The organism is Microbulbifer maximicatervae (SeqCode) (assembly GCF_052467815.1).
In genome coordinates this window covers 3,148,127-3,162,541 of sequence record NZ_CP174326.1, presented here as the reverse complement: position 1 = coordinate 3,162,541, position 14,415 = coordinate 3,148,127, and the positions used below count along the sequence as shown (strand labels likewise).

The following is a 14,415-nucleotide window of genomic DNA, read 5'->3' as shown; positions in this document are numbered from 1 at the left end:
CTCAATGTCTCAGTCGCTTACCGTGGCTCATCAGATAAATGGCCCAGGATCCCAAAAGCGCAATAAATACCAGGACGCCAAAAAATGCCCCGACAACATTAATATCGGAAACACCCAAAATGCCGTAACGGAAGGAGTTCACCATATAAAGAATGGGGTTCAATTTCGACAACCCCTGCCAAAAAGGCGACAGCAGGTCGATAGAGTAAAACACACCTCCCAGGTATGTGAGGGGAGTTAATACAAAGGTCGGAATAATAGAGATAGCATCAAAACTATTGGCAAAAATAGCATTGATAAACCCGGCCAGGGAAAACAGCACCGCTGTCAAAAATACAATCGCTACCGTGAAAAAGATGTGCTCTACCGTCAGCGAGGTAAAAAACATCGCTACGAGAGTCACTATCAACCCCACCATTAATCCCCGTGACACGCCACCGAGAACATAGCCCGCCATAATCACCCAATTCGGCGTTGGCGAGACCAAAAGCTCCTCCACACTGCGCTGAAATTTAGCGCTGTAAAAAGACGAAACTACGTTGGCGTAGGAATTGGTAATCACCGACATCATGATCAAACCCGGCACAACAAACTCGATATACGGATAGCCCCCCATATCACCAATTCGCCGACCAATCAGGGAGCCAAAGATCACAAAGTACAGTGACATAGTGATTACCGGCGGTACCAGGGTCTGCGGCCATATACGCATAAAGCGCCGGACTTCCCGACGGTAAATAGTGCTGAATGATATCCAGATTAATCTGCCCTTCACTCTTCTAGCCCCGACATTTTTTCTTCCGACAACATGGACAGGAACAACTCCTCCAAGCGATTGGCGCGATTGCGCATACTGGTGACTGTGATGCCCTGTCGCTGCAATGACGCAAATACCTCGGTCAGAGATTGTCCCTTTTCAATAGTGACTTCCAGTGAGTGATTGTCTCGCAAACGCCCTTCATAACCGGACAAGTCCGGGCACTCAGTGAGAAATTCTGCGCAATCCAGGATAAAGGTCTCCCGGTTCAGGGTTTTCAGCAGTGACTTTATCGAAGTGTTCTCGACAATAGTGCCCTTGTCGATAATCGCTATATTGCGGCAGAGGCTCTCGGCTTCCTCCAGATAGTGGGTGGTGAGAATAATTGTGGTGCCCTGCTGGTTTATTTTTTCTAGGAAACTCCACATAGAACGCCGCAGTTCTATATCCACTCCAGCTGTGGGTTCATCCAGAATCAGCAATTTTGGTTCGTGAATCAGCGCGCGGGCAATCATCAATCTGCGCTTCATACCGCCGGAGAGCATGCGCGCCTGGGTAGCGCGCTTATCCCACAGACCCAGCTGCTTCAGGTATTTTTCAGTGCGCTCTTCAGCCAGTTTGCGCGGCATACCGTAAAAACCGCCCTGGGTAACGACAATGTCGAACACTTTCTCAAACTGGCTGAAGTTAAATTCTTGTGGCACAACACCTAACAGGCGCTTGGCCGCAGCAAAATCGACGTCGATATCCTCACCAAAAATCGACACTGAGCCACCGCTTTTGCGCACAAGGGAACAGATGATACCGATTGTGGTGGACTTCCCCGCCCCATTGGGACCCAGCAGCGCAAAGAAGTCTCCCGGCTGCACGTCAAAACTGATGCCTTTCAGGGCCTGAAAACCATTGTCGTAGGTTTTCTGTAAGTTATGGATCGATAGCGCAGCGCTCATCTTGCACTCCTATAGTGGGGAGCGTTATTCAACGCGCTTGCCCGAATAATTTCAACCTGAGGGGAGCTAGGGTTTTTCATACACGTCACTTGGTGGGACGAACCGGAACTTGCAGGAGTCCCGGGCAAAAGTAACCGTGCAGAAGATAAGAATTACTATATCGGAAAAACAAAAAGCCGCTCGATTGAGCGGCTTTTTATTTTTGGAGCGGGAAACCGGGTTCGAACCGGCGACCTCAACCTTGGCAAGGTTGCGCTCTACCAACTGAGCTATTCCCGCAATTGACCCGGTAGCACTGCTACCGGGTCGTATTGGCATCCCCAAGGGGAGTCGAACCCCTGTTACCGCCGTGAAAGGGCGGTGTCCTAGGCCTCTAGACGATGGGGACAGAAACTTGCACTTCGACCTTTCGATCCGGTGCTGCCATGCTGTCCATGGCAATACCACTGATTTCTCGATGGCATGCTCTCCGAGTTGACTAGAGATCATCTCGCAAAGCAGAAAATTGGAGCGGGAAACCGGGTTCGAACCGGCGACCTCAACCTTGGCAAGGTTGCGCTCTACCAACTGAGCTATTCCCGCAATTGACCCGGCAGCATTACTACCGGGTCGTATTGGCATCCCCAAGGGGAGTCGAACCCCTGTTACCGCCGTGAAAGGGCGGTGTCCTAGGCCTCTAGACGATGGGGACAGAAACTTGCACTTCGACCTTTCGATCCGGTGCTGCCATGCTGTCCATGGCAATGCCACTGATTTCTCGGTGGCGTGCTTTCCGAGCTGACTAGAGATCATCTCGTAAAGCGGAAAATTGGAGCGGGAAACCGGGTTCGAACCGGCGACCTCAACCTTGGCAAGGTTGCGCTCTACCAACTGAGCTATTCCCGCAATTGATCCGGCAGCACTGCTACCGGATCGTATTGGCATCCCCAAGGGGAGTCGAACCCCTGTTACCGCCGTGAAAGGGCGGTGTCCTAGGCCTCTAGACGATGGGGACAGAAACTTGCACTTCGATCTTGCGATCCGGTGCTGCCATGCTGTCCATGGCAGTGCCACTGATTTCTCGGTGGCGTGCTTTCCGAGTTGACTAGAGATCATCTCGCAAAGCGGAAAATTGGAGCGGGAAACCGGGTTCGAACCGGCGACCTCAACCTTGGCAAGGTTGCGCTCTACCAACTGAGCTATTCCCGCGTGGCATCCCCAAGGGGAGTCGAACCCCTGTTACCGCCGTGAAAGGGCGGTGTCCTAGGCCTCTAGACGATGGGGACCCAGAAACCTTCTGTCGTTTCGCTCCACCTTTGAGTGTAGCCCTGCGTCAGAAGTGGGGCGCATTCTATGGATCACCGCTAAACCTGTCAACACTCTTTTTGATTTTTTTTCTTTTGTTGTCAGACACTTACAAAACCCAGCCATTTCTGGAGTGCATTCTAGTACCGCTCTGTGCCAGTTCCCTCGAGCACCAGCGCGTGCAGGTGCAACTCTTCCAGAAATTGGCGGATACGCTTCGCATTGGTACCCAAGTCACTGACCCCGACTCGGGAGCTGGAACGCACATCGACTTTGGAGCCACCACCCACGTCAGCGCTGACCCGTACAACGATATCGTCCGTAAAACCGAGGATCGGTGTTTTCGCTACAGCCTCCAGGTGGCCCCGCTGAGGCTCATAGGCAACCACTTTCCAGCCCAGGTCTTCGGCCACTTCAGCAGCGATCTCAGTGGTACGAGCTATCGGGAAGTCCACGTGCAACGGCATTATATCGGCATATATATCTGCCTCCCGCTGCAATTCGGCCACCTTCTCTCCACCGTATTCGGCACTGTTATCGCCTTTCTGGCGCAACTTCAATACCTCTTGATACTGGGGGGGATTGCGGGTATCGGTACTGATATCGTGAATCCTCGGTACATCGAAGTTGCCCTTGCCCACAGTTACCAGGGGTATTGCCACCGGCAGTAGTCCGAGCAACGCCGCCCATAGAGCATTGCTGCGCACCAACGGCTTGCTCTTGCTCACTCCCCAGACAAAAACAACCAAACTCAACAGTGCAACTGCCAAGGCTGCACCGCCAGAAAACACAAATATTTTGAAAACCACAGAGAAGTGCAGCAGCCCGTAACGCAAGGCGGCAGCCGCAAAGACGATCAGCAGTAACAGAATCCACTGCACCCGCAATAGCCAATTACTCCAGTGTGATTCCGTCACTCAGTGTCATCCTCCGTTTCATCGCTGCCCTGGTCCAGCTTCACCGATAGCGAGTTCACACAGTAGCGAAGCCCTGTATCAGTGGGGCCATCGTCGAATACATGGCCGAGATGGGCATCGCACTTACTGCAGCGAATCTCTACACGCTGCATACCGTAGCTGCTGTCAGGCAGCTCCTTCACCGCACCTTCATAATGCTCTGCATCAAAGCTGGGCCAACCACAACCGCTCTCAAATTTTGACTGCGAGCCGAATAAAACCTCGCCACAGCAACGACAACGATAGACGCCATCGTCAAAAACATCCCAATATTCGCCGCTAAACGGCGCCTCTGTCCCACCTTCCCGGCAGACCTCAAACTCCTCATCTGTAAGCTTATCCCGCCAGTAGTTCTCATCCATCTGTTTTGACATACTCTAGTGTTTCCGTAATCAATTGGGGTTTCCGGTCAGGCGCCGCCTTGTGGCAAAGCCTATATGTATCGGTTCCCGGTTTCCCGCAGGAGTGGTACCTACCGCTGGTGGACATTACCCGGTTTTCGCGCACTGAACTCGCGGCCCTGGGCCGCTCCTGCTCTGCAATAGAGCTTCCAGGTCACCATGAAGGACATCAATAAATCAGAAAAACTGCACGGCGTCTGCTACGAAATTCGCGGCCCCGTGATGGAGCAGGCCCAGCGCATGGAAGAGGAAGGCCACCGCATCCTCAAGCTGAATATTGGCAACCCTGCCCCTTTCGGTTTTAACGCCCCCGACGAGATTATCCAAGACGTCATTCACAATCTCTCTGAGGCACAGGGCTACGTCGAGTCCAAAGGGCTCTTCGCTGCGCGTAAGGCCATTATGCAAGAGTGCCAGACCCTGGGTATCCCGGGTGTCGAGATTAACGATATTTACCTGGGCAACGGCGTCTCCGAACTGATTTCCATGAGCACCCAGGCCCTTCTCAACAATGGCGACGAAATGCTGTTGCCAATGCCCAACTACCCCCTGTGGATGGCCGCCACCAACCTCACCGGTGCCAAGCCGGTTCTCTATCGCTGCGATGAGGAGTCCGGATGGCTGCCTGATATTGAGGATATCAAAGCAAAAATCACTTCAAAAACCCGCGGCATAGTGGTTATCAATCCCAATAACCCCACTGGCGCCGTTTATCCCCGGGAACTACTGGAGGATATTGTCGAGGTTGCCCGCAGTCACAACCTGGTGATCTTCGCCGATGAGATTTATAGCAAGATTCTCTACGACGATGCGGAATTTACCCCGATGGCCAAGCTGGCCCCGGACGTGCTCTGCCTGAGTTTTAACGGCCTGTCCAAGTCCTACCGGCTGGCCGGCTTCCGCTCTGGCTGGATGATTATCAGCGGCACCAAACACCGGGCCAAGGGCTTTATCCAGGGGATGGAAATACTCGCTTCCATGCGCCTGTGCGGCAATGTACCCGCCATGTTCGCAGTACAAACCGCTCTCGGTGGCTACCAGAGTATTAACGATTTGGTCCTGCCCGGCGGGCGCCTGCGCCAACAGCGAGATATGGCCCACCGCATGCTCAATGACATTCCCGGTGTGAGCTGTGTCAAACCTAGCGGTGCTATCTACTTGTTTCCCAAGCTGCATCTGGATCATCATAAGATCGAAAATGACGAGCAGCTGGTGCTGGATTTCCTGCGCCAGGAAAAAATACTACTGGCCCAAGGCAGTGCCTTCCACTGGGATGCACCGGACCACCTGCGCATTGTCTTCCTGCCCCGTGCCGACGACTTATCGCATGCGATGGAACGCCTGCGCGACTTTTTGGAGCGATATTCCTGCTGATGCTGGACGATTTACATATTCACGATTTTTACCGGGATGCCGGCAGGGTACTGCTGGCAATGTTTAATCAATTCCCGGTACCGGCAACCGTTTACGTGGAAGATATTTCCGGCCCCGACTCACCGGATGAGTACGGGCTGCACTCCCCCCGCCATTTAGCCTGCCTGGGATCCATGACCTGGCTTAAGCAGAGTGGCTATATCAGCTTTTCCCAGCTGGTGCGCCAGGAGGCGATGGAGGATGCGGTATTAACCCACAAGGGTTTCCTGCTAATGATTAATGCCGGGGCTGAGTCCGGGCAGAGCAACGCCCAGTTGCTCAACAGCGCTGTGCGCGAGGGATCATCAGACCAGTTGCAGGCGCTGATGGAGCGCTTGATGCGGGAGTTTGCCGCGCTTTAATGCGCGGCATTGGCAATCGCTATTACTGGGATTGGCGACGATATTTAACGTGCAGCATTTTTAAGGCAGCATCCGGGTCCCGATCAGGGAAATCCGGGTTCTGCTCCAAGCGCGCTACAACTTCATAACCGCTGTCAGATCCGAGGATTAACTCTCTAAACTGGGCTTCGCTGTGCCGGGGCGAGTTGATTACCATCAGCAGATCCGCCTCAGCGGCGAGACAAGCGGGCAGCTGCCTCAGCAACTTTTCATAATTCTGGCTGACATCGAAGCGACCTTTCTGTCGTGTCGGCGGATCGACAATGCCCAGGTCAAAGGGGCCGCGACGGTCGAAGCGCTTGAATTGACGCAGTGCATCGAATTGCAGGAACTGAACCCCTTTGAGCGACAGCCCATTAACCTCGTGATTTTCCCGTCCGCGATTTAAAACACCGCGATTGACATCCACATTTACAATATCGATATCACCTGCCGCTCGCGCGACCGCAGAAAAGGCACAGGTGAAAGCGAAAAGATTGAGCATTTTTGCCGACGTCTGCCCAGCTCTTGCACGCACCTGCTCTTCAAGCCAGGCCCTGCCCGGCTCAATATCCAGGAAGAAACCCACATTTTGTCGATCAAACGTGAGGGGGAATTTAAGGTCTCCACGCTGCGCGACCGGGTCTGTTACCGGTTCGCCAAAGTGCCACTGTAAAGGTGCCCCAGGGAGATAACGTCGCTGCGCAGCGACCCCCTGATAACCTCGCGCCTCGGCCATTTGCCAGAGTTTTTCACACAGCTCTACTTCACCTTCATATTCTTCAAAAAAAGTCACTAACAAAGCGGGGAAAAAGCTGTCGACGCAGACCTGCTCCAAGCCCTCGTAGCTGCGACCCCGGCCGTGAAAAAAACGACGGCTGTCGCCAACATTTTGTCCTAGTTTATTTCCTACCTGCTCCAGCAGTAACTGCCAATCTGCACTCATCGCTTATTCAATATCCCCGTTACTCAGTGGATAAAGAATGGCATCCCGGTAGCCGGTAACCACTCGAATAAAACCACTCCACCGTTTATCAAGCTTGGGGTTACCGCTATCGATTAATAGCGGGCGCCCATGCAATTCCGTAATTTTTGTTTTAGTCGCAACCACGATTAAATTATCACGCCCAACGCGCCGCAGTACATTGGCTGACAATTGTTGGTTACCCCGGCCAATTAAATGACCCTGGCCACCAATGGCGGTGAGAATGATTTTTACCGGCCCGCTGTGATCGGCGATGGCCTGTTCAATTTGCGGCGCACTAACATCCAGCTGCAACAACTGGCCATCCAGTAATAAATCCACCCCCAACAGGGTTCCCTCACAGCCCAACTCGCTGAGGATTGCCAAAGTGGTAGAGCCTGGGCCAACGACATACAGGGTTTGCGGGTCCAGATCTTCGGTAATCTCTGCGGCGATATCCGCAACCGCCAGCTCTTCCACTTCGCGGCCGGCATTTTTTACCGCCTGTAAAAACTGACCTTCCTGGGGCACCAGCAATTCGCCGTAATAACGCGTGGTTACCCGCCCACTGCGGAATGACTGCTCATCAATATCCCGCACTTCACGCTCAGCGAGGTCCACCAACTGCCCCGCCATCAGACGGCGCAAAACCTCGCCACCCGCTTTAGGGGAAATCGCAAAACAGGCGGAGTGCATTTTCACTCCGGCGGGAATACCGAGTACCGGGAAATTATCCCCCAGGGCATTGACGATATTTCTCGCAGTGCCGTCACCGCCAATAAAAACAATGAGGTCTGCACCATTGTTGCGGATAGTGGCTGCTGCACGCTCTGTATCTTCCGGGGAGGATGGCGAGCACTCGGCCACGCCCACTTCACAGACAGAAAAACCGAGTTTACGCGCTGTACTGGCCCCCATATCGCCGGCAAAGCACAGGATTTCCAGCTCATCCTTATAGGGTTTTAACTCCTCAAGGGCCAGCGCCGCACGCTGATTTGCCTGGGGCTCGATACCTGCGTCCAGCGCGCGCTGCACCGTTTCGGCACCATCGCTCCCCTTGAGACCCGCCGGGCCACCAATGCCAGCCCAGGGGTTAATAATTAAACCAAGCTTTTTTACTTGCTTACTTAACTGCACGCCAACCCCAACACTTCCAGTTGCCGCTTCTCTTCGTCACCCAAAGTCTGGGCTGAAGTTTTGTAGTGACTGAATTCCAGGCGCTCGGGGTACTCTTTACGCAGCAAATCAAAAGCCTTCTCCATCGGCACATCACCTGCTGCCGCCGCGCGCAGGCGGCGATCGTCCGCGCGGGGGTTGTACATCTGCAACAGTAATTCTTCTGCTGAGTCTCCCGTGATCTCTTTAGAGGTAACAGCCGGCTGACATTCCGCAGACATAGGTGCAATACCCAATTCCCGGCACAGGGCCTCGCGAATCATACGGGTGCCGGCCAGCTTCCCATCCAGGCTGTAACCGGCAATATGCGGTGTCCCCAGGTCAACATGCTGTAATAATTCAGTATCGATATCCGGTTCGTTCTCCCATACGTCCAGTACGGAAGTAAAACGCTTGCCTTGCTGGATTTCCGCCAGCAGTGCCCGGTTGTCTACCACCCCACCCCGGCCGGCGCTAATCAGTACGCTGCCATCGCGAAGCTGGCGCAACTGCTCTGCTCCAATCATATGGAAACTGGGGTAGGTGCCGCCCTTAACCAGCGGTGCGTGAAGGCAAACAATATCCTGGCTCAGCACCTTTGCCAGCTCACTCGCATCCGGGTTTTCCGGTAGCCAGGGATCGTAAACTGCACAGGAAACCCCGAGGGCATGCAAGCGCTGCTGCAAAAGCCCGCCAACATTACCGCAGCCCACTATGCCGAAGCTGCGCCCATGCCAGTCAATTTCCAGTGCCGCCAGGGTGCAGAAAACATACTCCACCACGGAGTTGGCATTGCAGCCAGGCGCGGCGCTCCAGAAGATCTCATTGCGTTCCAACCACTGGGTATCCAGGTGATCAGTGCCTATGGTGCAGCTGCCAACAAAGCGCACCCGGGTCCCCTCCAGCAGGCTTTGATCAACCTGGGTGACCGAGCGCACCAACAAAATATCCGCATCAATTAATTGTTCTCGGCTCAAGGTGCGGCCGTGGTAGCGCTCCAGCGTTCCCAGATCACCGAAATACTCCTCCAACGCAGGAATATTCTCATCGGCGACAATTTTTAATCCCGCACTCTGTGCAGCGCTATCCGTCATGTAAGTTCTCCATCAACACCCGCTAAGGTGCGTTCAATCTTCTTGCTGAGGCCGCCGATACCAAATTCCTCCGCCAGGGCACGGGCCAGATAGACATCTACCGGCTGCGGGCGCAAATCTGCCAGTTTTATATCCAGAGGAACCCGCTCCTCAAGACTGGTCAGGCGCTTGGCTAGGTGCAGCTGCTCTTCGTATTCCTCTATCCGGGCCACCAATCCCTTGGCTCCGCGAATGGGTATTGTGGCAAGGGTATCGAGCTGCTCCAGCAACATTTCTATAGTGTCGAATGCCTCTAACAGGCGTGCCGCAGTCTTTGGGCCAACGCCGGGTACCCCGGGAATATCATCGCTGGTGTCTCCCACCAGGGCCAGATAGTCGGGAATCTGCTCCGGGCGCACACCGAACTTTTCCCGTACGCCCTCGCCATCCAGGTGCCAGTCGTTGGCAAAATCCCACAGGGATACAGCGCCCCGAGCCAGCAGCTGCCCCAGATCCTTGTCCCGGCTCACGACCACTGGGTTATGCCGGTGCAGCTTCCGGGTTAACGTGGCCAGTATGTCATCGGCCTCGTAGCGCTCACTGGAAAAGCTGGCAATACCCAGTACCTCAGCCATTTCCCGGCACGCCGCCAGCTGGAAAGCCAGGGCTTCATCTGGTAGTGCGCGACTGCACTTATAGTCAGGGTAAATCTCATTGCGAAAACAGCTTCCCAATGATTCGTCGAAGGCGCAGGCAATATAGCTCGGTTCTCGCGCCAACATATCCAGCAGGAAGTTAGTAAAGCCGTAAACGGCTTCAGTGGAGTAGCCACTGCGACTCTCCCAGTTGGGCGGCAGCGCAAAGTAGTAGCGAAAAATATATACCGATGCGTCTATGAGATAACTATTCAAGAGAGATCCGCCAATTGGTAGCTGCCCCGGTCAAAAGGATTGGGACAACCGAATTCCTGCATCAGGGCTTCGGCGAATGCACGGGCCCGAGGGTTGGGCCGGGTATCACAATAGTCCAGAACTTGCTGCCAGATGGCCTTTTTAAACGGGTCGCTGGCGCCCAATCCATTCTCTAGATTGTCGGCGCTCACGCGGAACTTGAGTCCGCAAGCCCGTGCAAAGATCCATTCAAGGGCCTGTGGCTTGACCTCTACCTGCTCGAACTCAGCCTGCTGGTCAGCACTGCGGCCATCCGGCGCATACCAGTAACCGTAATCTGGCAACTGCCGCCGGGCCTCTCCGGCGACACACCAGTGCGCCACTTCATGCAAAGCGCTGGCGGCATAGTCCAGGGTGAACTCTACCTGGTGGTAGGTTTGACCTTCCCCCCTGGGCCGGTAATAGGGCTCGCAGAAGCCCCCGCGAAGTCGGGTATTGAGCCCATTTGGGTCTGAAAAACAGTGATCGAAGACTCTGATGATACGATCAGCCATTGGCAGTTTCGTAGGAACAGAAGCCATTTCTGCGGTTGCAACAGGCAAGGCGTTCTCCGGGATACCTCAAAGGCGGGGACTATATCAACGCCTGCGCCCCGATCAAAGTGCAGGCGCTTGCGGGGCGCAAAAGGCGCTGGTTGTATTTCGGCAAATCAACATATACCTTTAGGAACAGGGATGCCGCAGAGGGCGTGTCCTTCTAGCGTCTCCCCGAGGAGGGAATTAAAGCAATCAAACACCCTCCTGCCCCAGTCTTCCTTCAGAGGTAGGGCATTTCGCTGTCGCACCTTCATCTGACGTGGAGACGGTATACAACCGGCCCTGCAAGGAGGTGTTCCATGACAGACCACAGCATCAACAATGTGGTTGACCTCTTCACCGGCGAGCCCATCGAAACTTCTGCGGACAGGCGCTTTATTCGTCTTTCGCCGGAGCTAGACGGCTTGGAAATGCTCTACTCCAACAACTCCAGCGGCACAGATCTATATAGCCTGAAAGTTTTATGCTGGGGTCTCAAAGCAAATGGCGAGGTCGTAGGCCTCGTTCCCTGGTTAAACACCATAGTGGCCTGTCCCGACATCAAGGACCCTCTCGACGGACGCTTTGAGGGCTACTATGACCCCGGCATCGAGGAAATCTTCCATCAGCCCCCCATTCACAAGATCGTCGAGCTGGAGACTGCGGCGGAATACTTTGAATACGAGAGCAATAAAGCTGAGGAAGTACTCCAGGAGATCCCCGACACCATCGGCACCCACGCTGTGTTTATGGATGAACAGCGAGAGAACCTGACACTGATTGAGGTCGTCAGCTGGAGGTTGCACGCCGACGGGGAGATTCACGGCATGCTAATAGACCACGATATTGTTGAAACCACTCCGGTTTTACCGGGGGATCACTGCCTGTACCCCGCGCAGGAGAGCGAGGGATTCCGGTACTTTTTCCAACACCATATCGCTAACAAAATTAAATCCGAGGACCCCGAAGCCCTGGCCGCTATCGCTGCCCTGGTGACAGCCCCCTAGGGACTGTTGGGTCTTAATATTCAGGAGTGTGCCAGCCCCCGCCAATGGCATGGGGGCTGGAGCAACCGCGACCCGCTATTCCGCTTTTTTAATCCAGTAGACAAATTCGTCTTTTTCCTCTGCGTGCTGTACCAGCTCATATCCAAGAAATTGGCAGAACTTGGGCACATCCCGCTGAGTGGAGGGGTCGGTAGCAACCATTTTCAACACTTCACCATCGGCGACATTGCGCACCGCTGAATGCAGCATCATGACGGGTTCCGGGCACAGGAGGCCACGGGCATCTAAGGTGTGATCTGACTTCATAGGTATCATTGTGCGCAATTTTACCGCCGTCGTCATCTCCAGAGGAATGAGTGCCGCGCGGTAATTCCCCTGCGCCCGCACTAAAATCCTCATAGGACTTACGCAATTCGGGCTGACAATGATCTATGTGTTGATAGAACGGGAAATTGCGGCAGAAATGCAGGGCAGCTATGAAGAGGCCGCCCGCAAAATCCTCACTTGCGCCTACCGCACCGTAGGCTTTATCGAGGGGCAGACTTATATCGAAAAAGGCAATCCCTTGCGGCGCTTTACACTCTCCAAATGGCAATCTGAACTCCATTGGCAACACTGGTATACCAGCCAGGAGCGCCGCGCACAGATGAATCTACTCAACCCACTGATGGTGCGGGAAGAGCGCATTACTGTCCTCGAGATCGCAGCATAAACTGGGCAGCCAACTCTACTGCGGATTGCCAATGCTGAAGCTGGTTAAAACCGCTGGCGCGACGGGGTTTAAAGTCGTGATCGCCATCTTCCAGCCACTCGACCTCAACGGTGTTCGCCAAACCGTAGCCCTCTACCTCAGCCCGGCTGCCTAATGGGTCCCGATCTCCCTGTATCACCAAGGTCTGGCAGCGAATATCTACCAAGTGCTCGGTACGCAGCTTTTCCGGCTTGCCCTGGGGGTGAAACGGATACCCCAGGCATACGGCACCGGCAATCGCCTTCTGCCCCCAGTATTCATCCGCCAATAGACTCGCCACGCGCCCGCCCATGGACTTACCACCGATAAACAGGGGCAATTCGGGGCCAAAATGGACGATTTGCTTGCGAAAAGACTCTTGTAGCTGGGGCATGGTATTGGGTGGCCGCTTACTTCCCCCGGTGCGCCGCTGCGCCATATAGGGAAACTCAAAACGGACAACTTCCACACCCTGCTCACACAACCCCTGCGCCAGGAACTGCATAAACTCACTGTCCATCGGTGCCCCGGCGCCATGGGCAAACAGAAAGCGCGCAAGGGGCTCTCTCGGGCTATCGATCAACCACTCAGACATCGGGGGGCAGGTCCTCGGCCAGGACCAGGTTTACAGTTTCTTCACCGGGCTCAAACCAGATCACCACTTGGCCGGATTGCAGCTGGCGACGCAGGCTGGCAACTTTGTCCACCAGTTCCACTTCACGTTCACCGTATTCGGTGCCCTCGCGAGTGGCGTACTCTTCCAGCAGACTTTGCAGAGTATCGGCATCTAGTTGTTCGAAGGGAATAATCATACAGCGACTAATTCAGGTAGGCTGGGAGCAGCCATAGCCACCCCCAGAATATTGTAAAACGATCAGGACTTGGGTTTGCGGAAGCGCAGGGTCATACGATCGCTCTCGCCGATAGCGAGATACTTTTCACGGTCCTCTTCACCCAAGCGCATTACCGGTGGTAAGGTCCATACGCCTTTGGGGTGGTCAGCAGTGTCTTTGGGGTTCGCATTTACCTCGCTGGCCTCTTCGAACTCAAAGCCCGCTTTTTTAGCCAGGTCGATAACATACTCTTGGGTGACATAACCACTTTTCACCATATCTTCCAGGCTGGTACCTGGCTTGGCACGGTGCTCAACGATCCCCAGAACACCACCGGGCTTCAGCGCGGCAAAAAAGCTGGCAAAAGCTTCATCGGCATAATCGCGATACATCCAGTTGTGTACGTTGCGGAAAGTTACTACGGCATCGGCACTGCCTGCCGGAGCAATCTCGCGACCGGTTTGCGGGGCAAACTCAGTCACAATCACTTTCTTGTAGGCCTTATCATTGGCAGCCAGCTTCGCTTTGAAGTTCTTCAGGGAGCGCTTGAAGTAGTCGGACTCACTATTCTCGGGGAAGTGCGCCGCATATAAGGTCCCTTCCTTGCTCAGATAGGGCCCCAGAATTTCGGTGTACCAACCGCCACCCGGAGTAATTTCCACTACCGTCATATCCGGCTCGATCCCCATAAACTTCAGGGTCTCCGCTGGATTGCGGTACTGATCACGGGCGACATAATCCTTGTTGCGATGATCCCCCTTAATGGCAGCAGAGAAATCTGCAGCCTGGGCTGTGCCCGCCAAAGCCAGGGCACCGGCCAGGGCCACCAGGGATTTCTTAAAATTGCTCGTCATAGTTTTTCCTGTGTTGTTATCGTTGGTCCAACTTCATTTGCACACTGTCGATCTTGGGAGCCGCTGAATAGCTCCGTAATACCTCTGCGGGTCTTGAAGGCTGCAGGTGTTAGGCGCAGCTCGCCGCGAATGGCTCAGTCCTTTGCAAGAGCTGCAACGCAGCAGGTGTGGCCTTCAAGGCCCGCCCTTCGGG

At 54.5% G+C, this 14,415-nt stretch carries 17 protein-coding genes and 8 tRNA genes; 4 read left to right on the top strand and 21 right to left on the bottom strand.

Features of this window, described 5'->3' with window-relative positions; genetic code table 11:
• Position 1 precedes the first annotated feature (1 nt).
• From ACJJIW_RS13775 to msrB, 12 genes are all read right to left on the bottom strand, one after another.
• On the bottom strand, positions 2-775 hold the full coding sequence (locus tag ACJJIW_RS13775) for an ABC transporter permease (RefSeq protein ID WP_444935470.1): 774 nt from the start codon (positions 773-775) through the stop codon (positions 2-4).
• Positions 772-1,707: an ABC transporter ATP-binding protein gene (locus ACJJIW_RS13770; RefSeq protein WP_413665083.1), complete on the bottom strand. Its 936-nt coding sequence runs from the start codon at positions 1,705-1,707 to the stop codon at positions 772-774. The genes ACJJIW_RS13775 and ACJJIW_RS13770 overlap by 4 nt, the downstream gene beginning before the upstream one ends.
• A 203-nt stretch (positions 1,708-1,910) precedes the next feature.
• Positions 1,911-1,986: transfer RNA gene (locus ACJJIW_RS13765), tRNA-Gly, on the bottom strand.
• Positions 1,987-2,019: 33 nt separating this feature from the next.
• Positions 2,020-2,095 (bottom strand) — tRNA-Glu (locus ACJJIW_RS13760).
• A 118-nt stretch (positions 2,096-2,213) separates the two neighbouring features.
• Positions 2,214-2,289, bottom strand: a tRNA-Gly gene (locus ACJJIW_RS13755).
• Between the two features lie 33 nt (positions 2,290-2,322).
• Positions 2,323-2,398, bottom strand: a tRNA-Glu gene (locus ACJJIW_RS13750).
• Between the two features lie 118 nt (positions 2,399-2,516).
• Positions 2,517-2,592, bottom strand: a tRNA-Gly gene (locus tag ACJJIW_RS13745).
• A 33-nt stretch (positions 2,593-2,625) separates the two neighbouring features.
• Positions 2,626-2,701: transfer RNA gene (locus tag ACJJIW_RS13740), tRNA-Glu, on the bottom strand.
• 118 nt (positions 2,702-2,819) lie between these two features.
• Positions 2,820-2,895: transfer RNA gene (locus tag ACJJIW_RS13735), tRNA-Gly, on the bottom strand.
• A 1-nt stretch (position 2,896) separates the two neighbouring features.
• Positions 2,897-2,972, bottom strand: a tRNA-Glu gene (locus tag ACJJIW_RS13730).
• Positions 2,973-3,131: 159 nt separating this feature from the next.
• A complete protein-coding gene (locus ACJJIW_RS13725; protein ID WP_444935469.1) occupies positions 3,132-3,908 on the bottom strand; it encodes a DUF1499 domain-containing protein in 777 nt (258 codons plus the stop codon).
• Positions 3,905-4,321 carry a peptide-methionine (R)-S-oxide reductase MsrB gene (gene msrB, locus ACJJIW_RS13720; protein WP_413665066.1) on the bottom strand — a complete coding sequence of 139 codons (417 nt, stop codon included), beginning with the start codon at positions 4,319-4,321 and terminating at the stop codon, positions 3,905-3,907. Before msrB ends, ACJJIW_RS13725 begins: the two co-directional genes overlap by 4 nt.
• Before the next feature lie 186 nt (positions 4,322-4,507).
• Between msrB and ACJJIW_RS13715 the strand changes: the two genes are divergently transcribed.
• Together ACJJIW_RS13715 and ACJJIW_RS13710 are read left to right on the top strand one after the other, a co-directional pair.
• Entirely contained in the window at positions 4,508-5,722 is a 1,215-nt protein-coding gene (locus ACJJIW_RS13715; RefSeq protein ID WP_444935468.1) for a pyridoxal phosphate-dependent aminotransferase, read from the top strand.
• On the top strand, positions 5,722-6,123 hold the full coding sequence (locus ACJJIW_RS13710) for a hypothetical protein (protein WP_444927312.1): 402 nt from the start codon (positions 5,722-5,724) through the stop codon (positions 6,121-6,123). Before ACJJIW_RS13715 ends, ACJJIW_RS13710 begins: the two co-directional genes overlap by 1 nt.
• A gap of 22 nt (positions 6,124-6,145) precedes the next feature.
• Here ACJJIW_RS13710 and ACJJIW_RS13705 read toward each other — a convergent pair whose 3' ends face one another.
• Genes ACJJIW_RS13705 through ACJJIW_RS13685 form a run of 5 tightly spaced genes read right to left on the bottom strand, consistent with a single transcriptional unit; the run spans position 6,146 to position 10,825 of the window.
• Positions 6,146-7,087, bottom strand: coding sequence for a class I SAM-dependent methyltransferase (locus tag ACJJIW_RS13705; protein WP_444935467.1), 942 nt, complete (start codon positions 7,085-7,087; stop codon positions 6,146-6,148).
• A 3-nt stretch (positions 7,088-7,090) separates the two neighbouring features.
• Positions 7,091-8,242, bottom strand: coding sequence for an ATP-NAD kinase family protein (locus ACJJIW_RS13700; protein ID WP_282933550.1), 1,152 nt, complete (start codon positions 8,240-8,242; stop codon positions 7,091-7,093).
• A complete protein-coding gene (locus ACJJIW_RS13695) occupies positions 8,233-9,354 on the bottom strand; it encodes a 4-phosphoerythronate dehydrogenase (protein ID WP_444935466.1) in 1,122 nt (373 codons plus the stop codon). Before ACJJIW_RS13695 ends, ACJJIW_RS13700 begins: the two co-directional genes overlap by 10 nt.
• Positions 9,351-10,244: a 5'-3' exonuclease gene (locus ACJJIW_RS13690; protein WP_444935465.1), complete on the bottom strand. Its 894-nt coding sequence runs from the start codon at positions 10,242-10,244 to the stop codon at positions 9,351-9,353. The genes ACJJIW_RS13695 and ACJJIW_RS13690 overlap by 4 nt, the downstream gene beginning before the upstream one ends.
• Complete coding sequence (locus ACJJIW_RS13685) at positions 10,241-10,825, bottom strand: elongation factor P hydroxylase (RefSeq protein WP_444935464.1); 585 nt, start codon at positions 10,823-10,825, stop codon at positions 10,241-10,243. Before ACJJIW_RS13685 ends, ACJJIW_RS13690 begins: the two co-directional genes overlap by 4 nt.
• A gap of 293 nt (positions 10,826-11,118) precedes the next feature.
• Here ACJJIW_RS13685 and ACJJIW_RS13680 point away from each other — a divergent pair, with 293 nt between their 5' ends.
• Positions 11,119-11,805: a hypothetical protein gene (locus tag ACJJIW_RS13680; RefSeq protein WP_108732560.1), complete on the top strand. Its 687-nt coding sequence runs from the start codon at positions 11,119-11,121 to the stop codon at positions 11,803-11,805.
• Between the two features lie 75 nt (positions 11,806-11,880).
• On the opposite strand, the gene tusA is transcribed toward ACJJIW_RS13680, so the two are convergent.
• Positions 11,881-12,111, bottom strand: coding sequence for a sulfurtransferase TusA (gene tusA, locus ACJJIW_RS13675; protein ID WP_444937366.1), 231 nt, complete (start codon positions 12,109-12,111; stop codon positions 11,881-11,883).
• Between the two features lie 118 nt (positions 12,112-12,229).
• On the opposite strand from tusA, the gene ACJJIW_RS13670 reads away from it, so the two are divergent.
• A complete protein-coding gene (locus ACJJIW_RS13670; RefSeq protein ID WP_413665059.1) occupies positions 12,230-12,517 on the top strand; it encodes an antibiotic biosynthesis monooxygenase family protein in 288 nt (95 codons plus the stop codon).
• Here ACJJIW_RS13670 and ACJJIW_RS13665 read toward each other — a convergent pair.
• The 3 genes from ACJJIW_RS13665 to ACJJIW_RS13655 form a co-directional block, all read right to left on the bottom strand.
• On the bottom strand, positions 12,492-13,130 hold the full coding sequence (locus ACJJIW_RS13665) for an alpha/beta family hydrolase (protein WP_444935463.1): 639 nt from the start codon (positions 13,128-13,130) through the stop codon (positions 12,492-12,494). The two genes, ACJJIW_RS13670 and ACJJIW_RS13665, sit on opposite strands and share 26 nt — an antisense overlap.
• Positions 13,123-13,347: a YheU family protein gene (locus ACJJIW_RS13660; RefSeq protein WP_108732557.1), complete on the bottom strand. Its 225-nt coding sequence runs from the start codon at positions 13,345-13,347 to the stop codon at positions 13,123-13,125. The genes ACJJIW_RS13665 and ACJJIW_RS13660 overlap by 8 nt, the downstream gene beginning before the upstream one ends.
• Before the next feature lie 62 nt (positions 13,348-13,409).
• Positions 13,410-14,222 carry a class I SAM-dependent methyltransferase gene (locus tag ACJJIW_RS13655; protein WP_444935462.1) on the bottom strand — a complete coding sequence of 271 codons (813 nt, stop codon included), beginning with the start codon at positions 14,220-14,222 and terminating at the stop codon, positions 13,410-13,412.
• Between the last annotated feature and the right edge of the window lie 193 nt (positions 14,223-14,415).

What these genes read in the sequence shown, in the direction of transcription:
- ACJJIW_RS13770 (WP_413665083.1), bottom strand. Translation starts at nt 1,707, where the DNA reads ATGAGCGCTGCGCTATCGATCCATAACTTACAGAAAACCTACGACAAT.
- msrB (WP_413665066.1), bottom strand. Translation starts at nt 4,321, where the DNA reads ATGTCAAAACAGATGGATGAGAACTACTGGCGGGATAAGCTTACAGAT.
- ACJJIW_RS13715 (WP_444935468.1), top strand. Translation starts at nt 4,508, where the DNA reads ATGAAGGACATCAATAAATCAGAAAAACTGCACGGCGTCTGCTACGAA.
- ACJJIW_RS13710 (WP_444927312.1), top strand. Translation starts at nt 5,722, where the DNA reads ATGCTGGACGATTTACATATTCACGATTTTTACCGGGATGCCGGCAGG.
- ACJJIW_RS13705 (WP_444935467.1), bottom strand. Translation starts at nt 7,087, where the DNA reads ATGAGTGCAGATTGGCAGTTACTGCTGGAGCAGGTAGGAAATAAACTA.
- ACJJIW_RS13695 (WP_444935466.1), bottom strand. Translation starts at nt 9,354, where the DNA reads ATGACGGATAGCGCTGCACAGAGTGCGGGATTAAAAATTGTCGCCGAT.
- ACJJIW_RS13680 (WP_108732560.1), top strand. Translation starts at nt 11,119, where the DNA reads ATGACAGACCACAGCATCAACAATGTGGTTGACCTCTTCACCGGCGAG.
- tusA (WP_444937366.1), bottom strand. Translation starts at nt 12,111, where the DNA reads ATGAAGTCAGATCACACCTTAGATGCCCGTGGCCTCCTGTGCCCGGAA.
- ACJJIW_RS13670 (WP_413665059.1), top strand. Translation starts at nt 12,230, where the DNA reads ATGATCTATGTGTTGATAGAACGGGAAATTGCGGCAGAAATGCAGGGC.
- ACJJIW_RS13665 (WP_444935463.1), bottom strand. Translation starts at nt 13,130, where the DNA reads ATGTCTGAGTGGTTGATCGATAGCCCGAGAGAGCCCCTTGCGCGCTTT.
- ACJJIW_RS13660 (WP_108732557.1), bottom strand. Translation starts at nt 13,347, where the DNA reads ATGATTATTCCCTTCGAACAACTAGATGCCGATACTCTGCAAAGTCTG.
- ACJJIW_RS13655 (WP_444935462.1), bottom strand. Translation starts at nt 14,222, where the DNA reads ATGACGAGCAATTTTAAGAAATCCCTGGTGGCCCTGGCCGGTGCCCTG.